Origin of the sequence: Streptomyces sp. WAC07094, assembly GCF_036320405.1 — a bacterium.
Classification (GTDB): domain Bacteria; phylum Actinomycetota; class Actinomycetes; order Streptomycetales; family Streptomycetaceae; genus Streptomyces; species Streptomyces lannensis.
The window spans coordinates 1,243,945-1,258,084 of record NZ_JAVMJZ010000001.1 but is presented as its reverse complement, the minus strand read 5'-3'; the positions used below and the strand labels follow the sequence as shown (position 1 = coordinate 1,258,084).

Genomic DNA, 14,140 nt, shown 5'->3' with positions numbered 1-14,140 from the left:
CCGGCCGCCGTTCGTCTACATCGCCGGCAGGTGCTCCGGCGGCGTGGGCGCCGGCTGCTTTGGCACCAGGGGGCCTTCGTAGGGCGGCGCCAGGGAATCAAGGGCGAGCACCGCCGCCACCGGATGGTCCTCGTCCGCGGGCGCCACGACGGGCTCGGGCGCCGACCGCGACAGCGCCACTACACCCCACGAGGCGAGCGCAGCGCCGACCAGTGCGAGGAGTATGCCCGCCACCCCGCCCTGGAGGCGTTCGCCCAGCAGGGAGAGGCCGATCACCGCCGCGGCCACGGGGTTGGCGAGGGTCACCAGGGCGAGCGGTCCACCGAGACCGCCCCGGTACGCCGTCTGCGACAGCAGCAGACCGCCCGTCGCGAACGCGGCCACCAGCAGTGCGACCACGACGACCTGCGGGCTGAGCAGCGATCCCGAACGGTCCGTCGCCGCCACCGTCACCGTCTGGGTGAGGGCCGAGGCGACGCCGGAGGCGAAGCCCGACGCGGTCGCGTGCCGAAGCCCGGTACGGGAGCCGGCGGCTGTCCCGCCGACGGGGCGGAGCCGGGAGCCGGGCAGGGTCAGCAGGCCGATCAGGGCGGCGGTGGTGCCCGCCACGGCCAGTGCCTCCGGCGGGCTCAGTATGTCGTCGGGTGCGGGTCCGGACGCCGTCACCAGCAGCGCCGCGAGACCGATCAGAGTCAGCGCGGTGCCCCGCCACTCGACCCTGCTGACCCTGCGGCCCGCGACCCGCGCGCCCAGCGGCACCGCCGCCACCAGCGTCAGCGCGCCCAGCGGCTGGACCAGCGTCAGCGGACCGAACTTGAGGGCGGCGACGTGCAGAAGCGCGGCGGAGGCGTTCAGCACGACCGACCACCACCAGGCGGGGTGCCGCAACAGCCGCAGCACACCGGCGCCGGAGGTGCGGGCCGCGAGCCGCTCCTGGGCGACGGCTGCGGCCGCGTACGCGACGGCGGAGAACAGGGACAGGACGACGGCGAGGACCGTGGCGTTCATCGGCCGGCTCCGACCAGGCCGGGGCCGTCGGCCCTCGTGGGCCCGACCCGTCGCGGCGCCGGCACCGGACGCGGCACCGCTCCGGTCGTTCCCCGCGAGGTCGGCGACGGGGCGTGGACCATGTTCAGCGCGATGCAGAGCAGCACGGCGGCGACGACGGCGTCCAGCCAGTAGTGGTTGGCCGTGCCGACGATCACGACCAGGGTCAGCAGCGGATGCAGCAGCCACAGCCACCGCCAGCGGGACCGGGTCGCCGCGATCAGCCCGATCGCGACCATCAGCGCCCAGCCGAAGTGCAGTGAGGGCATGGCGGCGAACTGGTTGGCCATCGAGTCGGCCGCCGGCTTCGCCCCGTACACGGTCGGCCCGTACGCCTGACCGGTGTCCACCAGATGGGCCACGTCGAGCATCCGCGGAGGGGCGAGCGGAAACGTGAGGTGCAGTGCCAGCGCCGCCCCGGTCAGCAGGGCGAGGATGCGGCGGGCCCACAGGTAGTGCTCGGGGCGCCGCAGATAGAGCCAGGCCAGGAAGATCACGGTGGCCGTGAAGTGGACGGCGACGTAATAGGTGTTCGCGGCACGGACGAGGGTGTCTCCGTGCAGCAGCACGGACTGCACGTCGCTCTCGCCCGGCAGATGGAGGGAGCGCTCCCAGTGCCAGACCCGGTGCGCGTTGTGGAAGGCCTCGGCCGTGTGGCCGTTGGCCAACTGACGGCCGAACTTGTAGACGAGGAAGAGCCCTGCGACCAGCAGGAGCTCGCGGATGAGGGGAGGCCGCCGTATTGCGGCGGCTCCGTCTCTTTCAGGCTCGGTACGGGAATGCATCCCCCGGCCCCTTTGCTGACGGTACGTGCGTGGGGTGGTGCGTGGTGAGCCCAGGAAAGGGTCCACTCGACAGACGAGTGGGTCCTGTCCAAGGCTCATCGATACGCCAGTGTACCGATACGCTCCCGTACCGGTACACTGGCGTATCGATATACTGGTGTGAAGCGGCCCACGGGCCGGGGCCACGACCGAGGAGCCACGTCATGACGTCGCAGGCAGCGGATGCACCGGACACGGTTGCCGCCTCGCGCCGTTCCAAGATCACGCCCGAACGGGAGCGGGAGTTCTTCGACGCCGTTCTCGAGCAGATCCGCAGCTGCGGCTACGAGGCCGTCACCATGGAGGGTGTGGCCGCAAGCACCCGGTGCAGCAAGTCGACGCTGTACCGGCAGTGGAAGACGAAGCCCCAGTTCGTGGCGGCCGCCCTCAGAGCCACCCGCTGCGTGCGGATCTCGGGCATCGACACCGGCTCCTTCGCCGGGGACCTGCGTGCCGCGGCGCAGGCCGCCGCGGAGTGGTCGCGTCGCGACAGCGCGCTGTTCCAGGCCCTCGGTCCCGCCGTCATGCAGGACCGGGAACTCGCCCAGGCGCTGCGGGAGACCCTTGTGGAGCCCGAGATCAGGGCGCTGCAGGAGATCGTCCGCCGCGGTGTGGAACGCGGGGAGGTGCCGGCCGACCATCCGGCACTGGAGTACATCCCCGCGCAGTTGCTGGGCCTGCTGCGACTGCGCCCGATCCTCGAGGGGCGGCACGCGGATGAGGAATATCTCACACGCTTCGTGGACGCGGTGATGCTCCCGGGGCTCGGACTCACCTGAGACGCAGGTCGTCGTCCGCGGGATGACCGGACGACGGCCTGTTCGCGCCGCACCGTGGGGACGGGGGCGGCGCACCACCCCGGCCGGGCGGGGTTCCCCTTGAGCGGAGGGGAACCCCACCCGGCCGCTCGGTATCCGGCCGGGCGGGGAGGCCGAAGCGGCTCAGGCGTTCTGCCCGCTGCCGCCCAGCGAGGCGGACTTGATGCCCTTGGTGATCTGGTCGAGAACGGAGGGCGCGGGAGCGTTCGCCCCCACGTCTATGCCGAAACGGACGACGACCAGGTGCTTTGTGCCGGCCGGCGACGGGAAGACCAGGGACTCGACATAGCCGTCCGCACCGTCCTTCGTGATCGCCTTCCAGCGGACCATGTAGCCCTGCTGACCGGCCACGGTCACCGCCTTGGAGGCCAGCACCTGGTGCGAGGTGATCCCGCCGTAGGAGTTGCCGCCGTAGGACTCCTCGGCGTTCTTGGCGATGTCCTGCTTCGCCGCCGCCTCCGCGGTGGCGGCCGCCAGCCCCTGCGCGTCGGCGGAAGCCGAGTACGCCCCTCCGGTGCTGCACGTCTTCGACGGGTCGCCGGGGCACTTGTACTCGCCCTTGGACTGGACGGTCGCCCCTCCGTCGATCATCCCGCCGCTCCAGCCGTCCGGCACGGGGATGCTGATGCCGTTGAACGGGTCGAGGGCGTATCCGTCCTCGGTCTGCGGCCCGCCGGGCTCGCCGGGTGCGGGCGTCTGCCCGTCGGAGCCCCCGGAACCGCCCGGACCGCCGGATCCGCCCGAACCACCGGATCCGCCCTGGTCCCCGAAGGGACCTCCCTGGCCGCCGAAGGGGCCGCCCCGGTCGCCCTGACCGCCCGGGGCCTCGGAGCGCGCCGTGTTGCCGCTGCCGCCGTCGTCCGCGGTGAGCGCGTACACGCCGCCGCCGACTCCCGCGAGGACCAGGATCGCCGCCGCGACGGCCACCGCGGTGCGCCCACGGCGCCGTGCGGGCGAGGGTGCCGCGCCCGGATACGGGCCGGCGCCGAACGGGGCGCCCGGCTGGGCGACGACCGTCGGCGGACCCCACGCGGCGGACGGCTCCGCGAGGCGGGTCCGGTCCGTCCATGCCGATCCGTCCCACCAGCGCTCGGTGGCGGGCGCGTCACTTGTCTGCCCCGGGTCGGGGTACCACCCGGGAGGAGTCACCTGCGTCATGGACCCACCGTATGAGGCATGCGTGAAAGACGGATGAGAGCGTCCCCCGTACGCCGGGAAACCGGCGCGCCGCCGGACTGCGGCACGAGCGCGCCCTCCGCACCCGGAACGCCGGCCCTCCGTGATCGAGTGCCGTCGCGCCGTTCGTCCCTCCACCCGGTCGCCGGCGTGCCGGAGGCACTGGTTCCGGACGCCCGAGGGGGAACGCGAGTGCGAAGAGGGCTGACGCCATCTCGTGTCCGCAGCCCTGCCGGGTGCGGGGCCGGGCCCCGATCACGTCGGCCGACCGGTCGCGGACGCCGATCCCGCCCTCCGCGCCCGAGTTGCCCAACTCCCCGGTGATCAGGCCGGTTCGGGAGTGTCCCGCCGGTGTCGTACGAGTGGCCGGGTCGTGGGCGAAGGCGATCGTGCACGGGCCTTTCGGATGCCGTGACCCCGTGGGAAAGTTTGCTTCATTTCCAACGGGCTTTACTGTCGATAACTTTCATCGGACCTGGTCGGCGGCCATCGGCGTCGCCCCCGGACACCCCGCGTCACCCGTCACGGCAACAGGTGTCACGACCTGGCTCCGTCGGGGCCCGCGGGAGACTAGGCTCGATGCCTGTACGTCGTTTGGGCGATCTGGGGAGGTACCGGGATGACGGAGGCAGGGCCCGGCGGGGCCGCCTCGGCTTCCCTGTGGGAACGCGACGCGGAACTCGCCGTCGTCACCGATGCGATCGACGCCCTGCGCGACGATGCCTCGCCGACGGAGATGGGGAGCCTGCTGATGTTCGGCGGGGAGGCCGGCATCGGCAAGACCGCGCTCCTCGCCGAGACACGCCGCATCGCCGAACGCCGCGGGTGCACAGTGTGGTCGGCGCGCGGCGGCGAGACCGTCACGTCCGTTCCGTTCAATGTCGTACGGCAGTTGCTGCAGCCCGCGCTCGTCTCACTGATGCCGGAGGAGGCGCGCGAGTACCTGGGCGACTGGTACGAGGTCGCCGGCCCCGCCCTCGGGATAACCGACCCCGGTGAGCGCCAGGCCGACCCGCAGGGTGTGTGCGACGGACTGGTCGCGGCCGTCTCCCGGCTCGCCAAGCGGGAATGGCCGCTGGTCCTGCTCATCGACGACGCGCACTGGGCCGACCAGGAGACCCTCCACTGGCTCGCGGCCTTCTGCGAGCGCCTCGACGAACTGCGTGTCCTCGTCGTCGTCGCCCGCCGCCCCGGTGAGGTCTCCGGCGAGAGCGAACGCCATCTGGAGACGATCGCCGCGGCCGCCCGCCTCCCGCTCACCACGCTGACGGCGCTCACCCCCGATGCCGCCGCGGGACTCACCCGTGCCACCGTCGGCGCACACGCCGACGCCCCGTTCTGCCGTGAGGTGTGGGCCGTGACCGGGGGCAACCCCTACGAGACGGTCGAACTCCTCGCCAAGGTGCAGGACAGCCAGCTGGAACCGGTCGAGTCGTCCGCCGCCGAACTGCGCGGCCTGAACCGATCGGCCCGCGGCCATGGCCTGGTGGCCCGGCTGGAGGGCCTCGGCATCGAGGCCACCCGGTTCGCCTGGGCCGCGGCCATCCTCGGCACCGGCATCACCGTGGACCTGGTGGCCCGCCTCGCGACGATGCGTCCCGCGGAGGCGGTGCGCTGCGCCGAACTCCTGAGCGCGGCCCGCATCCTCACCGAGCCGGACGCGGCCAACCGCCAGGCGGACGGCGGCGAGCTGGAGTTCGTGCACCCGCTGATCGCCAGCGCCGTGTACCGGTCGATCCCCGACGGACTGCGCACCGCGATGCACGGCATCGCCGCACAGGTCGTCACCGACTCGGGACTCGGCGCGGCGGCCGCCTCCCGCCACCTCCTCGAGGTCCATCCGGACGACGACGAGGAACTCGTCGAGCAGATGCGTGAGGCCGCGCGCGAGCACCTCGCGGTCGGCGCGCCCGAGGCCGCCCGCCGCTGCCTCGAGCGGGCCCTGCTGGAGCCTCCGCTGCCGGAGGTCCACCCCCATGTGCTCTACGAACTGGGCTGCGCCACTCTGCTGACCTCGCCCTCCACCACCATCGAGTACCTCCAGGCGGCACTCGCCATGCCGGGCCTGGAGGGCGACGACCGGGTGAGCGCCGTCTACCGGCTGTCCCAGGCACTGCTGCACAACGACCAGCTGGACGAGGCCATTCGCACCGTCGACGAGGAGGCCGCCCGGCTCGAGCCCGGCCCCGCGCGCATGCGTCTGCAGGCGGTGCACTACATGTGGGAGGGCATCCATGCGGCGGAGGAGGACTCCCCGGCCCGCTCCCGGGAACTGGCCGAACTCGCCGCCACCTGCACCGGGCGGGACAACTCCGAGCGCGCCCTGCTCATCCTGCGCGGCTTCGACGCGATGACCCACGGCGAGAGCGCCGAGGAGGTCGTGGAGCTGTGCGACCGCGCCCTCGTCAACGGCCGGCTGGCCCCCGGACTCGGCTGGACCGACAGCGCATGGGGCATCGAACTGCTCCTGATGCTGGGCAGCGCCTACGCCTACACGGACCGCCTCGACCGCGCCGAGAGCCTGTTTACCGAGGCCCTGCGCGCCTATGAGACGGCCGGCTGGAGCGGCGGTCATCTCTCCCTGGCCCATGCCTATGTCGGGCTCGCCCATCGCAGGCGGGGCCGTCTGAGGGACGCGGAGGCGTCCCTGCGCGAGTCACTGCGCCTCGCCGAGCGCGTCGGCCGCGGACTGCCCCTGTACTGGTCGTCGACCTGTGGACTCGTCGACACGCTGCTCGCCCGCGGACATGTGGAAGAGGCCTGGTCGATCGCGGAGCGCTACGGCTTCGCCCCGCCCTACCCGTCCACGATCGTGCTGCCCGACACCCGTTCCGTGCGCGGGCGGCTGCTGATCGCCGTGGGCCGGACCAAGGAGGGCGTCAACGAGCTGGAGGCCGCCGAGAAGGCCTGCGCCGGACGTGGCCGCAATCCGGTGCTGGCCCCCTGGGCGGGTGACCTCGCACGCGCGCTGGTCTCCGACGACCCGCGTCGCGCGGCCGAACTGGCCGCGACGGCACGGCAGCAGGCGGAGCTCCTCGGCACCGACACGGCGATCGGCGAGGCCCTCCGGGTCGCCGCCGCCCTGGAGACGGGCCAGCGCTCGGTGGCGCTGCACGCCCAGGCGGTGACCTACCTGGAGTCCTCGCCCTGCGCCTACGAGCACGCGGCCGCCCGGGTCGAGTACGGGATCGCCGCGAAATCGGTGGCCGAGCTCAACCGCGGACTGACACTGGCGCGGTCGTGCGGCGCCGACGGGCTGGCGGCGCGGGCGCAGGAGGTGCTGGACCACGGCAGGGGGCTGCGCTGACCGCCCGTCACATCGCCAGCAGCTGACCGGTCACCGTCTCCAGACGCTTCCGTGTCTCCCCGTCGTACGCCCGCTCGTGCGCCCGTGCCGGACGGGTGCCGTCGAAGTAGCCGCCGGTGCCCGCGTCCTGGGTCGCCAGGGCCAGCACCCCGGGCGCGCCGTCGGCAACGCTGTTCCAGGGGGTGATGCCGCCCTCACGGACCATCGCGGTGTCCATGTAGGTCGCCGGGTGCAGGACGTTGACCGAGACACCGCTGCCGCGCAGTTCCTCGGCCAGTGTGAAGGTGTACGCGGCCAGGGCGAACTTGCTGCGGCAGTACGCCGAGAGGCCGCTGTAGCCGCGAGTCAGCTCCGGGTCGTCGAAGTCCAGCGGCTCCTGGCCCGCGGAGCCCACGTTGACGATCCGGGCGGGGGCGTTCGCCCGCAGAACGGGCAGCAAGGCACGGGTGAGTACGACGGGTGCCAGGTAGTTGACGGCGAGCCGCAGTTCGTGACCGTCCGCACTGATCTCCCGATCCGAGCCGCGCGGACCGCCGCCCAGACCCGCGTTGTTGATCAGGACGTCGAGGCGGGGCTGCGCCGCGCTCACCTCCGCGCCGAGGCGCCGCACCTCGGCGAGCGAGGCCAGGTCCGCGACGAAGCCCTGCGCCTCGCCCTCGGTGCGCAGCTCCTCGACGAGCCGTTCGGTGCGTGCCGCGTCCCTTCCATGGGCGAGGACCAGGTGTCCCGAGCGGACCGATTCGAAGGCGACATAGCGGCCGAGACCTGAGGTGGCACCGGTGATCAGAACAGTGGACATGCCTTCAGCCTAAGCACCGTCCCGCGGTGGTCGAGTGGCACTGCTGAGGCTACGACCGGCAGGGTCACCCTTCGGGCGAGTCCTCCTCCGCGAGCACCCGCTGCGCCACCGCGAACGCGGAGTTCGCGGCCGGAACGCCACAGTAGACGGCGGTCTGCAGCAGTACCGCGCCGATCTCCTGCGGTGTCAGCCCGTTGCGCCGGGCCGCCTTGACATGCATGGCCAGCTCGTCGAGGTGCCCGTGGGCGACGAGCGCGGTCAGCGTGATCATGCTGCGTTCCCGGCGCGAGAGCGTGGGGTCCGTCCAGATCTCGCCCCAGGCGTAGCGCGAGATGAAGTCCTGGAACCGGGCGGTGAAGGGCGTCTGACGCGTCTGCGCCCGGTCCACATGGGCGTCGCCGAGGACCTCACGGCGCACCTGCATGCCGTATCCGGAGGCTCCCGAGAAGTGCGCACGCAGCGCCGTCAGGACGGCCTTCGGGCACTGCGCGGGCGCCAGGTGCGAGGCTCCGGGAATCTCGACGAGCACGGCGCCGGGCACCGCGTCCGCGATCTCCCGGAGATGGGCCGGTGGAGTCGCTGGGTCCTTCCGGCCCGCGACCAGCAGCGTCGGCGCGGTGATCGACGCCAGCCCGTCACGGATGTCGAAGGCGGCCAGTGCGTCACAGCAGGCGGCATATGCGGCCGGGTCGGCGTCGTGGTGGTCCTGCACGAGCCGCGGCACGGTGAACCCGTCCGTGAACCAGCGGGCTTCGGCGGTCGCCGCGACGGGGGCCAGGCCCTCCCTGCGCACCAGGGCGGCCCGCTCCTCCCACGGCCGCGCGCCGTTGAAGTGCGCGGACGAACAGAGGACGGCCAGCGAGGAGATCCGTTCGGGGTGGTGCACGGCCAGATGCAGTCCCACCGCACCCCCCAGTGACACTCCGGCGTAGGCGAAGCGCTCCACGTCCAGGGCGTCCGCCAGCGCCAGCACCAGCCCCGCGAGATCGGCGACCGTCGCTCCGGGACCGATGAGGCCCGGCGCCGAACCGCCGTGGCCGGGCAGATCCCAGCGGATCACCCGGTGGTCGGCGGACAGTTCGGGCGCGACCCTGTCCCACAGGGCGTAGGAGGTGCCGAGCGACGAACCGAGGAACAGCGGGGGAGCGGAGGGGGCGCCCTCGGCACGGTGGTGCGGCAGCATGTCGGTCACGAACGCTCCAGTGCACGGTCGGTGAGGGATCCGGCGGAGCCGGTGTACTGGGCCGGGTCCGTGGGACCCGCGAGGTCGATGTCCTTCAACTCGGCTTCCTCGGACAGCAGTTCGGCGAGGCTTCGGCTTTCCGTCCGGGTGCGCCGGGCGACCTCGTCGAGCAGCTCCCTGGCACGGGCGCGGCCCAGCAGCGGGGTCAGCTCGGCCGCCAGCCGTTCCGAGACGATCAACCCGTGGGTGAGAAACAGATGCAGGCGCATGGACTCCTCGTCCACCTGCAGACCATCGGCCAGTTCGGCCCCGTCGCGGGCGGCGCCGCCGACCAGCCGCAGCAGATCGCGCAGCGGCTCCCACTCGGCGTGCCAGGCCCCGGCGGGACGTTCGTCCTCGGCGGCCAGCGATCCGTACAGCGTTGCGGCCAGTTGCGGCGCCCGTCGGGCCGCGGCCGTGATCAGCGTCGCCCGCACGGGGTTCGCCTTGTGCGGCATCGCGGAGGATCCGCCGCCCGCGGCCTCGCCCACCTCGGCGATCTCGGTGCGGCCGAGGGTCAGGACGTCCGCGGCGAGCTTGCCGAGAGCCCCGGCCGTGAAGGCGAGTCCGCCCGCGAGATCGGCGATCGGAGTACGCAGACTGTGCCAGGGCAGTACCGGGTCGGCGAGCCGGAGTTCTTGTGCGTACGCGGCCGTGAGCGCCCGTGGGTCGTCCGCGCCGTACGCGGTGAACGCGGCCAGGGTGCCGGCCGCACCGCCGAGTTGGGCGGGCAGACCGTCCCGGACGGTGCGCACGCGGTCCCGGGCGTCCAGCACCAGCGACCGCCAGCCCGCCGCCTTCAGGCCGAACGTCGTCGGCACGGCGTGCTGGGTGAGCGTGCGCCCGGGCATGACCGTGTCCCGGTGGCGCGCGGCGAGGCGGGCCAGCGCCGTCTGGATGCGCTCGAGATCGGCCAGGACCGGGTCGAGCGTGCGCACGGCGACCAGCATCGTCGCCGTGTCCAGGATGTCCTGGCTGGTCGCTCCCCGGTGCACGTACGGCCCGTGCTCCGCGCCCACCGCCTCGGTCAGATCCGCGACCAGGGGGATGACCGGGTTCCCACCGGCCCGGGCGCGCCGGGCGATGGAGCGCACGTCGAAACGGTTCGTACGGGCCGCCTCGGCCACCGCGGCGGCCGCCGCGCTGGGAGCCAGGCCCAACGAGGCCAGGGTCCTGGTCAGCGCGACCTCCGCGTCGAGCATGGCCCGCAGCCAGGCGGAGTCGCTCGTCGTGTCCGCGGCGGGGGCGCCGACCCACCCGGGGGCGAGCAGGCCGGTATCGGAGGGGTCGGATGTCACTGGAACTCCAGGAAGACCGTCTCGCCTTCGCCTTGAAGGCGGATGTCGAAACGGTACGTGCCGTTGCCCTCGGCCACAGCGATCAGCGTGTCGCGGCGCTTGCCGTCGAGCCGGGACAGCAGGGGGTCCGCGGCGAGCGCCGCCTCGTCGTCCGGCAGGTGGATCCGGGTGAACAGGTGTGTGAGCAGGCCGCGCGCGAACACGCACACACTGATGTAGGGGGCGCAGCGACCGCGTGCGCCGGGGCGCAGCGTACGGGCGTACCAATGGCCGTTCGCATCGGTCTGGATCCGGCCCCAGCCGGTGAACTCCACGCCGTTGCGGCCCAGATGGCCACCGGTCGCCGCATCGCGCCGCATCGAGCCGTCGACGGTGGGGAGCCTGCCCTCGGGATCGGGCCCCCACAGTTCCACCAGGGCGTCCGGCAGTGGGCTGCCCTCGCCGTCGAGGACGTATCCCTGGATCGTGATGGTGTCGGGCCGGCCGGGCGGGGCGATCTCACCGCCGCCGGGGAACGGCAGCGCATATCCGTAGAAGGGGCCGACCGTGTGCGAGGGGGTGGGCAGCACGTTCTCCGGACTGCTTGTGTCGATCTTCGTCATGGCAGGTCAGCGTCCTTCCTCGATCCAGGTGGCGTTCGGGCCGTCGAGCACGATGTCCCAGTGGTAACCGAGTGAGAACTCCGGCACCGAGAGGCTGTGGTCGTATGTCGCGATCAGCCGCTGCCGGGCGGCGTCGTCGGTCACGGACTGCAGGATCGGGTCGTACGGGAAGAGCGGGTCGTTCGGGAAGTACATCTGCGTCACGAGCCGCTGGGCGAAGGCGCTCCCGAAGAGCGAGAAGTGGATGTGCGCCGGGCGCCAGGCGTTCACATGGTTGCGCCAGGGGTAGGGCCCGGGCTGGATGGTGGTGAAGCGGTAGAAGCCGCTGTCGTCGGTGAGCGTACGACCCACGCCGGTGAAGTTGGGGTCCAGCGGGGCGTCGTGCTGCTCGCGCCGGTGCGCATAGCGGCCTGCGGAGTTGGCCTGCCAGATCTCGACGAGCTGGCCGCGAACCGGGTGTCCGGCGCGGTCGAGCAGCCGCCCGGAGACGGTGATCCGCTCGCCCAGGGGCTCGCCGCGGTGATGCCGGGTGAGGTCGTTGTCGATCTCGGTGATGTCGCGCTCGCCGAAGGCCGGGGAGGACAGCTCCACCATCTCGGGGTCCTGGCCGACGTCGATCGTGATCGGCTGCTGCCGGGGGTGGCGCAGCACGGAGGAGCGGTACGGGGCGTAGTCGCGGCGCGGATGGTGCTCGACGGGCGCGCCCTCGGCCACCCGCTTCTCGTAGGCGGCGTGTTCGGCCGCGATCTCGACGTCGATGTCGTGCTGAGTGAGAGCCATGCGGGGTCCTAGCGTTCGGGGGCGGGGGTGCGGCCCCGGACCACACCGATGCACGGGGAGGCGATGTCGTCGTCGCGGCGGGCGGACCGGCGGGCGGCGGTGCGCCTGCGCCTGCCGGTGGTGTCGCCGTCGCCCTTCACGCGCGTTCCTTCGCCACAGCCACTTCGGCGCCGGTCTTGGCGTTGATCTCGTCGATGCCTACGCCGGGTGCGGTTTCGGTGAGGAGGAGTCCGTCGGGGGTGATGTCGAGGACGGCGAGGTCGGTGATGATGCGGTTCACGCACCGTTTGCCGGTCAGGGGCAGGGAGCACTGGTCGAGGATCTTCGGTGTGCCGTCCTTGGCGGTGTGGGTCATGACGACGATGACGGTGCGGGCTCCGTGGACGAGGTCCATCGCTCCGCCGATTCCGGTGACGAGTTTTCCGGGTATGGCCCAGTTGGCCAGGTCTCCGTGGGCGGAGACCTGCATGGCGCCCAGGACGGCGACGTCGATGTGGCCGCCGCGGATCATGCCGAAGGACAGGGCCGAGTCGAAGTAGGAGGCGCCGGGCAGGACGGTGACGGTCTCCTTCCCGGCGTTGATGAGGTCGGGGTCGATCTGGTCCTCGGTGGGGTAGGGGCCGGTGCCCAGGATGCCGTTCTCCGATTCCAGGACCACCTCCACTCCTGGGGGGAGGTGGTTGGGGATCAGGGTGGGCAGTCCGATGCCGAGGTTGACGTACTGGCCGTCCTGGAGTTCCTGTGCGGCCCGGGCGGCCATCTCCTCGCGTGTCCAGGCCATCAGCCGTTCACCGACTTTCCTGCGGCAGGCACGGTCAGGGTGCGCTGCTCGATCTTCTTGTCCGCTGCCTGATCGGGGGTGAGGGCCACCACGCGCTGGACGAAGATGCCCGGCAGATGGACCGCGTCCGGATCGATCGCGCCCGGCTCCACCAGCTCCTCCACTTCAGCGACAGTCACGCGTCCCGCCATGGCGGCAAGCGGGTTGAAGTTGCGGGCGGATTTGTTGAAGACGAGGTTTCCGTGGCGGTCGCCGCGTGCTGCCCGTACCAGTGCGTAGTCCGTGCGGATTCCGTGTTCGAGGACGTACTCGACGTCGTCGAAGGCGCGTACTTCCTTGGGGGGTGAGGCCAGGGCGATGCCGCCGTGGCCGTCGTAGCGCCAGGGCAGTCCGCCGTCCGCGACCTGTGTGCCCACGCCTGCGGGGGTGTAGAAGGCGGGGATGCCCGCTCCGCCGGCCCGCATGCGTTCGGCGAGGGTGCCCTGCGGGATCAGTTCCACCTCCAGTTCCCCGGCGAGGTACTGGCGTGCGAACTCCTTGTTCGCGCCGATGTAGGAACCGGTGACCCGTGCGATCCGTCCGGCGGCCAGCAGGACCGCGAGGCCGGAGTCCATGGCGCCGCAGTTGTTGGAGACGACCGACAGGCCGCCGATCCCGCGCTCGAACAGTGCCTGGATCAGCACGTTCGGAACGCCGCTCAACCCGAACCCGCCGACCGCCAGCGACGCACCGTCCGGCACATCGGCCACCGCCTCCAAGGCCGTGGCGACCACCTTGTCCATCCGCGAAGCCTCATCTCTTCCTGGCGTTCCGACCCGTAATTAATCAGCACACGGAGCATTTCTGCGAGATGGTTCTCACGCTGCCACCGTCGGCGGAGAGGCGTCAAGGCCCTTGATGGGACACAAGGTATTGGGGTACTTCGAGGTGGGACGGCCGTCGAATCACCGGCTATCGTTCAGTACACGAATCAAAACGACCAGGGGAGCGCACATGGCCGCGGTGGATCTCTCCACCCATCCGGGGCACCTGGCCCGGCGGTTGCAGCAGGCGCACTACCTGCTGTGGAACACGATGGTCTCCGAGGAGATCACCTCGCCGCAGTTCGCGGTCCTCAACGCGCTCGTCGCCGAGCCCGGCCTCGATCAGCGCACCGTGGGGGAGCGCGTGGGTCTGGACCGGTCGACCGTCGCCGAGGTGATCAGCCGGCTGAGCCGCCGGGACCTTTTGGGCAAGGTCCGCGACCCGCAGGACGGCCGTCGTTTCCTGTTGCGGCTCACGGACGAGGGGGTGCGCGCGCACCGCAGGCTGATCGTGCGCACGGCACGGATGAACCAGGTATTCCTCGCCCCTCTCTCCGCCGACGAGCAGTCCGTGTTCTTCGATCTCATCCGGCGCGTCTCGGAGGCCGCCGAGGGGCTGCGCAACCCGGCGACACCTCTCACCGCGGCGGACGCCTGACGAAGTCCGCCGGGCAGTACCGTGC

14 protein-coding genes are annotated in these 14,140 nt (G+C 71.9%); 3 read left to right on the top strand and 11 right to left on the bottom strand.

All coding sequences use genetic code 11. From position 1 onward, the window contains the following. Positions 1–15 precede the first annotated feature (15 nt). Positions 16–1,008: a DMT family transporter gene (locus RCR19_RS05660; protein WP_331264084.1), complete on the bottom strand. Its 993-nt coding sequence runs from the start codon at positions 1,006–1,008 to the stop codon at positions 16–18. Then, on the bottom strand, positions 1,005–1,832 hold the full coding sequence (locus RCR19_RS05655) for a phosphatase PAP2 family protein (RefSeq protein ID WP_331264083.1): 828 nt from the start codon (positions 1,830–1,832) through the stop codon (positions 1,005–1,007). Before RCR19_RS05655 ends, RCR19_RS05660 begins: the two co-directional genes overlap by 4 nt. A gap of 203 nt (positions 1,833–2,035) precedes the next feature. On the opposite strand from RCR19_RS05655, the gene RCR19_RS05650 reads away from it, so the two are divergent. After that, positions 2,036–2,650, top strand: coding sequence for a TetR/AcrR family transcriptional regulator (locus tag RCR19_RS05650; protein ID WP_059131812.1), 615 nt, complete (start codon positions 2,036–2,038; stop codon positions 2,648–2,650). 162 nt (positions 2,651–2,812) lie between these two features. Here RCR19_RS05650 and RCR19_RS05645 read toward each other — a convergent pair whose 3' ends face one another. Continuing rightward, on the bottom strand, positions 2,813–3,847 hold the full coding sequence (locus RCR19_RS05645) for a DUF2510 domain-containing protein (protein WP_331264082.1): 1,035 nt from the start codon (positions 3,845–3,847) through the stop codon (positions 2,813–2,815). Between the two features lie 637 nt (positions 3,848–4,484). Between RCR19_RS05645 and RCR19_RS05640 the strand changes: the two genes are divergently transcribed. Beyond that, a complete protein-coding gene (locus RCR19_RS05640) occupies positions 4,485–7,172 on the top strand; it encodes an AAA family ATPase (RefSeq protein WP_331264081.1) in 2,688 nt (895 codons plus the stop codon). A 7-nt stretch (positions 7,173–7,179) separates the two neighbouring features. On the opposite strand, the gene RCR19_RS05635 is transcribed toward RCR19_RS05640, so the two are convergent. The 8 genes from RCR19_RS05635 to RCR19_RS05600 form a co-directional block, all read right to left on the bottom strand. Then, complete coding sequence (locus RCR19_RS05635) at positions 7,180–7,971, bottom strand: SDR family NAD(P)-dependent oxidoreductase (RefSeq protein ID WP_331264080.1); 792 nt, start codon at positions 7,969–7,971, stop codon at positions 7,180–7,182. Between the two features lie 64 nt (positions 7,972–8,035). Next, on the bottom strand, positions 8,036–9,163 hold the full coding sequence (gene pcaD, locus RCR19_RS05630) for a 3-oxoadipate enol-lactonase (protein WP_331264079.1): 1,128 nt from the start codon (positions 9,161–9,163) through the stop codon (positions 8,036–8,038). Continuing rightward, positions 9,160–10,491 (bottom strand): 3-carboxy-cis,cis-muconate cycloisomerase, encoded by a 1,332-nt coding sequence (gene pcaB / locus RCR19_RS05625; RefSeq protein WP_331264078.1) that lies wholly within the window; start codon positions 10,489–10,491, stop codon positions 9,160–9,162. Before pcaB ends, pcaD begins: the two co-directional genes overlap by 4 nt. Further along, on the bottom strand, positions 10,488–11,093 hold the full coding sequence (pcaG, locus tag RCR19_RS05620; protein ID WP_331264077.1) for a protocatechuate 3,4-dioxygenase subunit alpha: 606 nt from the start codon (positions 11,091–11,093) through the stop codon (positions 10,488–10,490). The genes pcaB and pcaG overlap by 4 nt, the downstream gene beginning before the upstream one ends. A gap of 6 nt (positions 11,094–11,099) precedes the next feature. Next, positions 11,100–11,873 carry a protocatechuate 3,4-dioxygenase subunit beta gene (gene pcaH / locus RCR19_RS05615; protein WP_331264076.1) on the bottom strand — a complete coding sequence of 258 codons (774 nt, stop codon included), beginning with the start codon at positions 11,871–11,873 and terminating at the stop codon, positions 11,100–11,102. 8 nt (positions 11,874–11,881) lie between these two features. After that, positions 11,882–12,013, bottom strand: coding sequence for a hypothetical protein (locus tag RCR19_RS05610; RefSeq protein ID WP_331264075.1), 132 nt, complete (start codon positions 12,011–12,013; stop codon positions 11,882–11,884). Further along, entirely contained in the window at positions 12,010–12,654 is a 645-nt protein-coding gene (locus RCR19_RS05605) for a CoA transferase subunit B (protein ID WP_331264074.1), read from the bottom strand. Before RCR19_RS05605 ends, RCR19_RS05610 begins: the two co-directional genes overlap by 4 nt. Continuing rightward, on the bottom strand, positions 12,654–13,436 hold the full coding sequence (locus RCR19_RS05600) for a CoA transferase subunit A (protein ID WP_331264073.1): 783 nt from the start codon (positions 13,434–13,436) through the stop codon (positions 12,654–12,656). The genes RCR19_RS05605 and RCR19_RS05600 overlap by 1 nt, the downstream gene beginning before the upstream one ends. A gap of 211 nt (positions 13,437–13,647) precedes the next feature. Between RCR19_RS05600 and RCR19_RS05595 the strand changes: the two genes are divergently transcribed. Next, positions 13,648–14,115, top strand: coding sequence for a MarR family transcriptional regulator (locus RCR19_RS05595; RefSeq protein WP_331264072.1), 468 nt, complete (start codon positions 13,648–13,650; stop codon positions 14,113–14,115). Positions 14,116–14,140: the final 25 nt, after the last annotated feature.

What these genes read in the sequence shown, in the direction of transcription:
- RCR19_RS05650 (WP_059131812.1), top strand. Translation starts at nt 2,036, where the DNA reads ATGACGTCGCAGGCAGCGGATGCACCGGACACGGTTGCCGCCTCGCGC.
- RCR19_RS05660 (WP_331264084.1), bottom strand. Translation starts at nt 1,008, where the DNA reads ATGAACGCCACGGTCCTCGCCGTCGTCCTGTCCCTGTTCTCCGCCGTC.
- RCR19_RS05635 (WP_331264080.1), bottom strand. Translation starts at nt 7,971, where the DNA reads ATGTCCACTGTTCTGATCACCGGTGCCACCTCAGGTCTCGGCCGCTAT.
- pcaH (WP_331264076.1), bottom strand. Translation starts at nt 11,873, where the DNA reads ATGGCTCTCACTCAGCACGACATCGACGTCGAGATCGCGGCCGAACAC.
- RCR19_RS05600 (WP_331264073.1), bottom strand. Translation starts at nt 13,436, where the DNA reads ATGGACAAGGTGGTCGCCACGGCCTTGGAGGCGGTGGCCGATGTGCCG.
- RCR19_RS05605 (WP_331264074.1), bottom strand. Translation starts at nt 12,654, where the DNA reads ATGGCCTGGACACGCGAGGAGATGGCCGCCCGGGCCGCACAGGAACTC.
- pcaG (WP_331264077.1), bottom strand. Translation starts at nt 11,093, where the DNA reads ATGACGAAGATCGACACAAGCAGTCCGGAGAACGTGCTGCCCACCCCC.
- RCR19_RS05645 (WP_331264082.1), bottom strand. Translation starts at nt 3,847, where the DNA reads ATGACGCAGGTGACTCCTCCCGGGTGGTACCCCGACCCGGGGCAGACA.
- RCR19_RS05655 (WP_331264083.1), bottom strand. Translation starts at nt 1,832, where the DNA reads ATGCATTCCCGTACCGAGCCTGAAAGAGACGGAGCCGCCGCAATACGG.
- RCR19_RS05595 (WP_331264072.1), top strand. Translation starts at nt 13,648, where the DNA reads ATGGCCGCGGTGGATCTCTCCACCCATCCGGGGCACCTGGCCCGGCGG.
- RCR19_RS05640 (WP_331264081.1), top strand. Translation starts at nt 4,485, where the DNA reads ATGACGGAGGCAGGGCCCGGCGGGGCCGCCTCGGCTTCCCTGTGGGAA.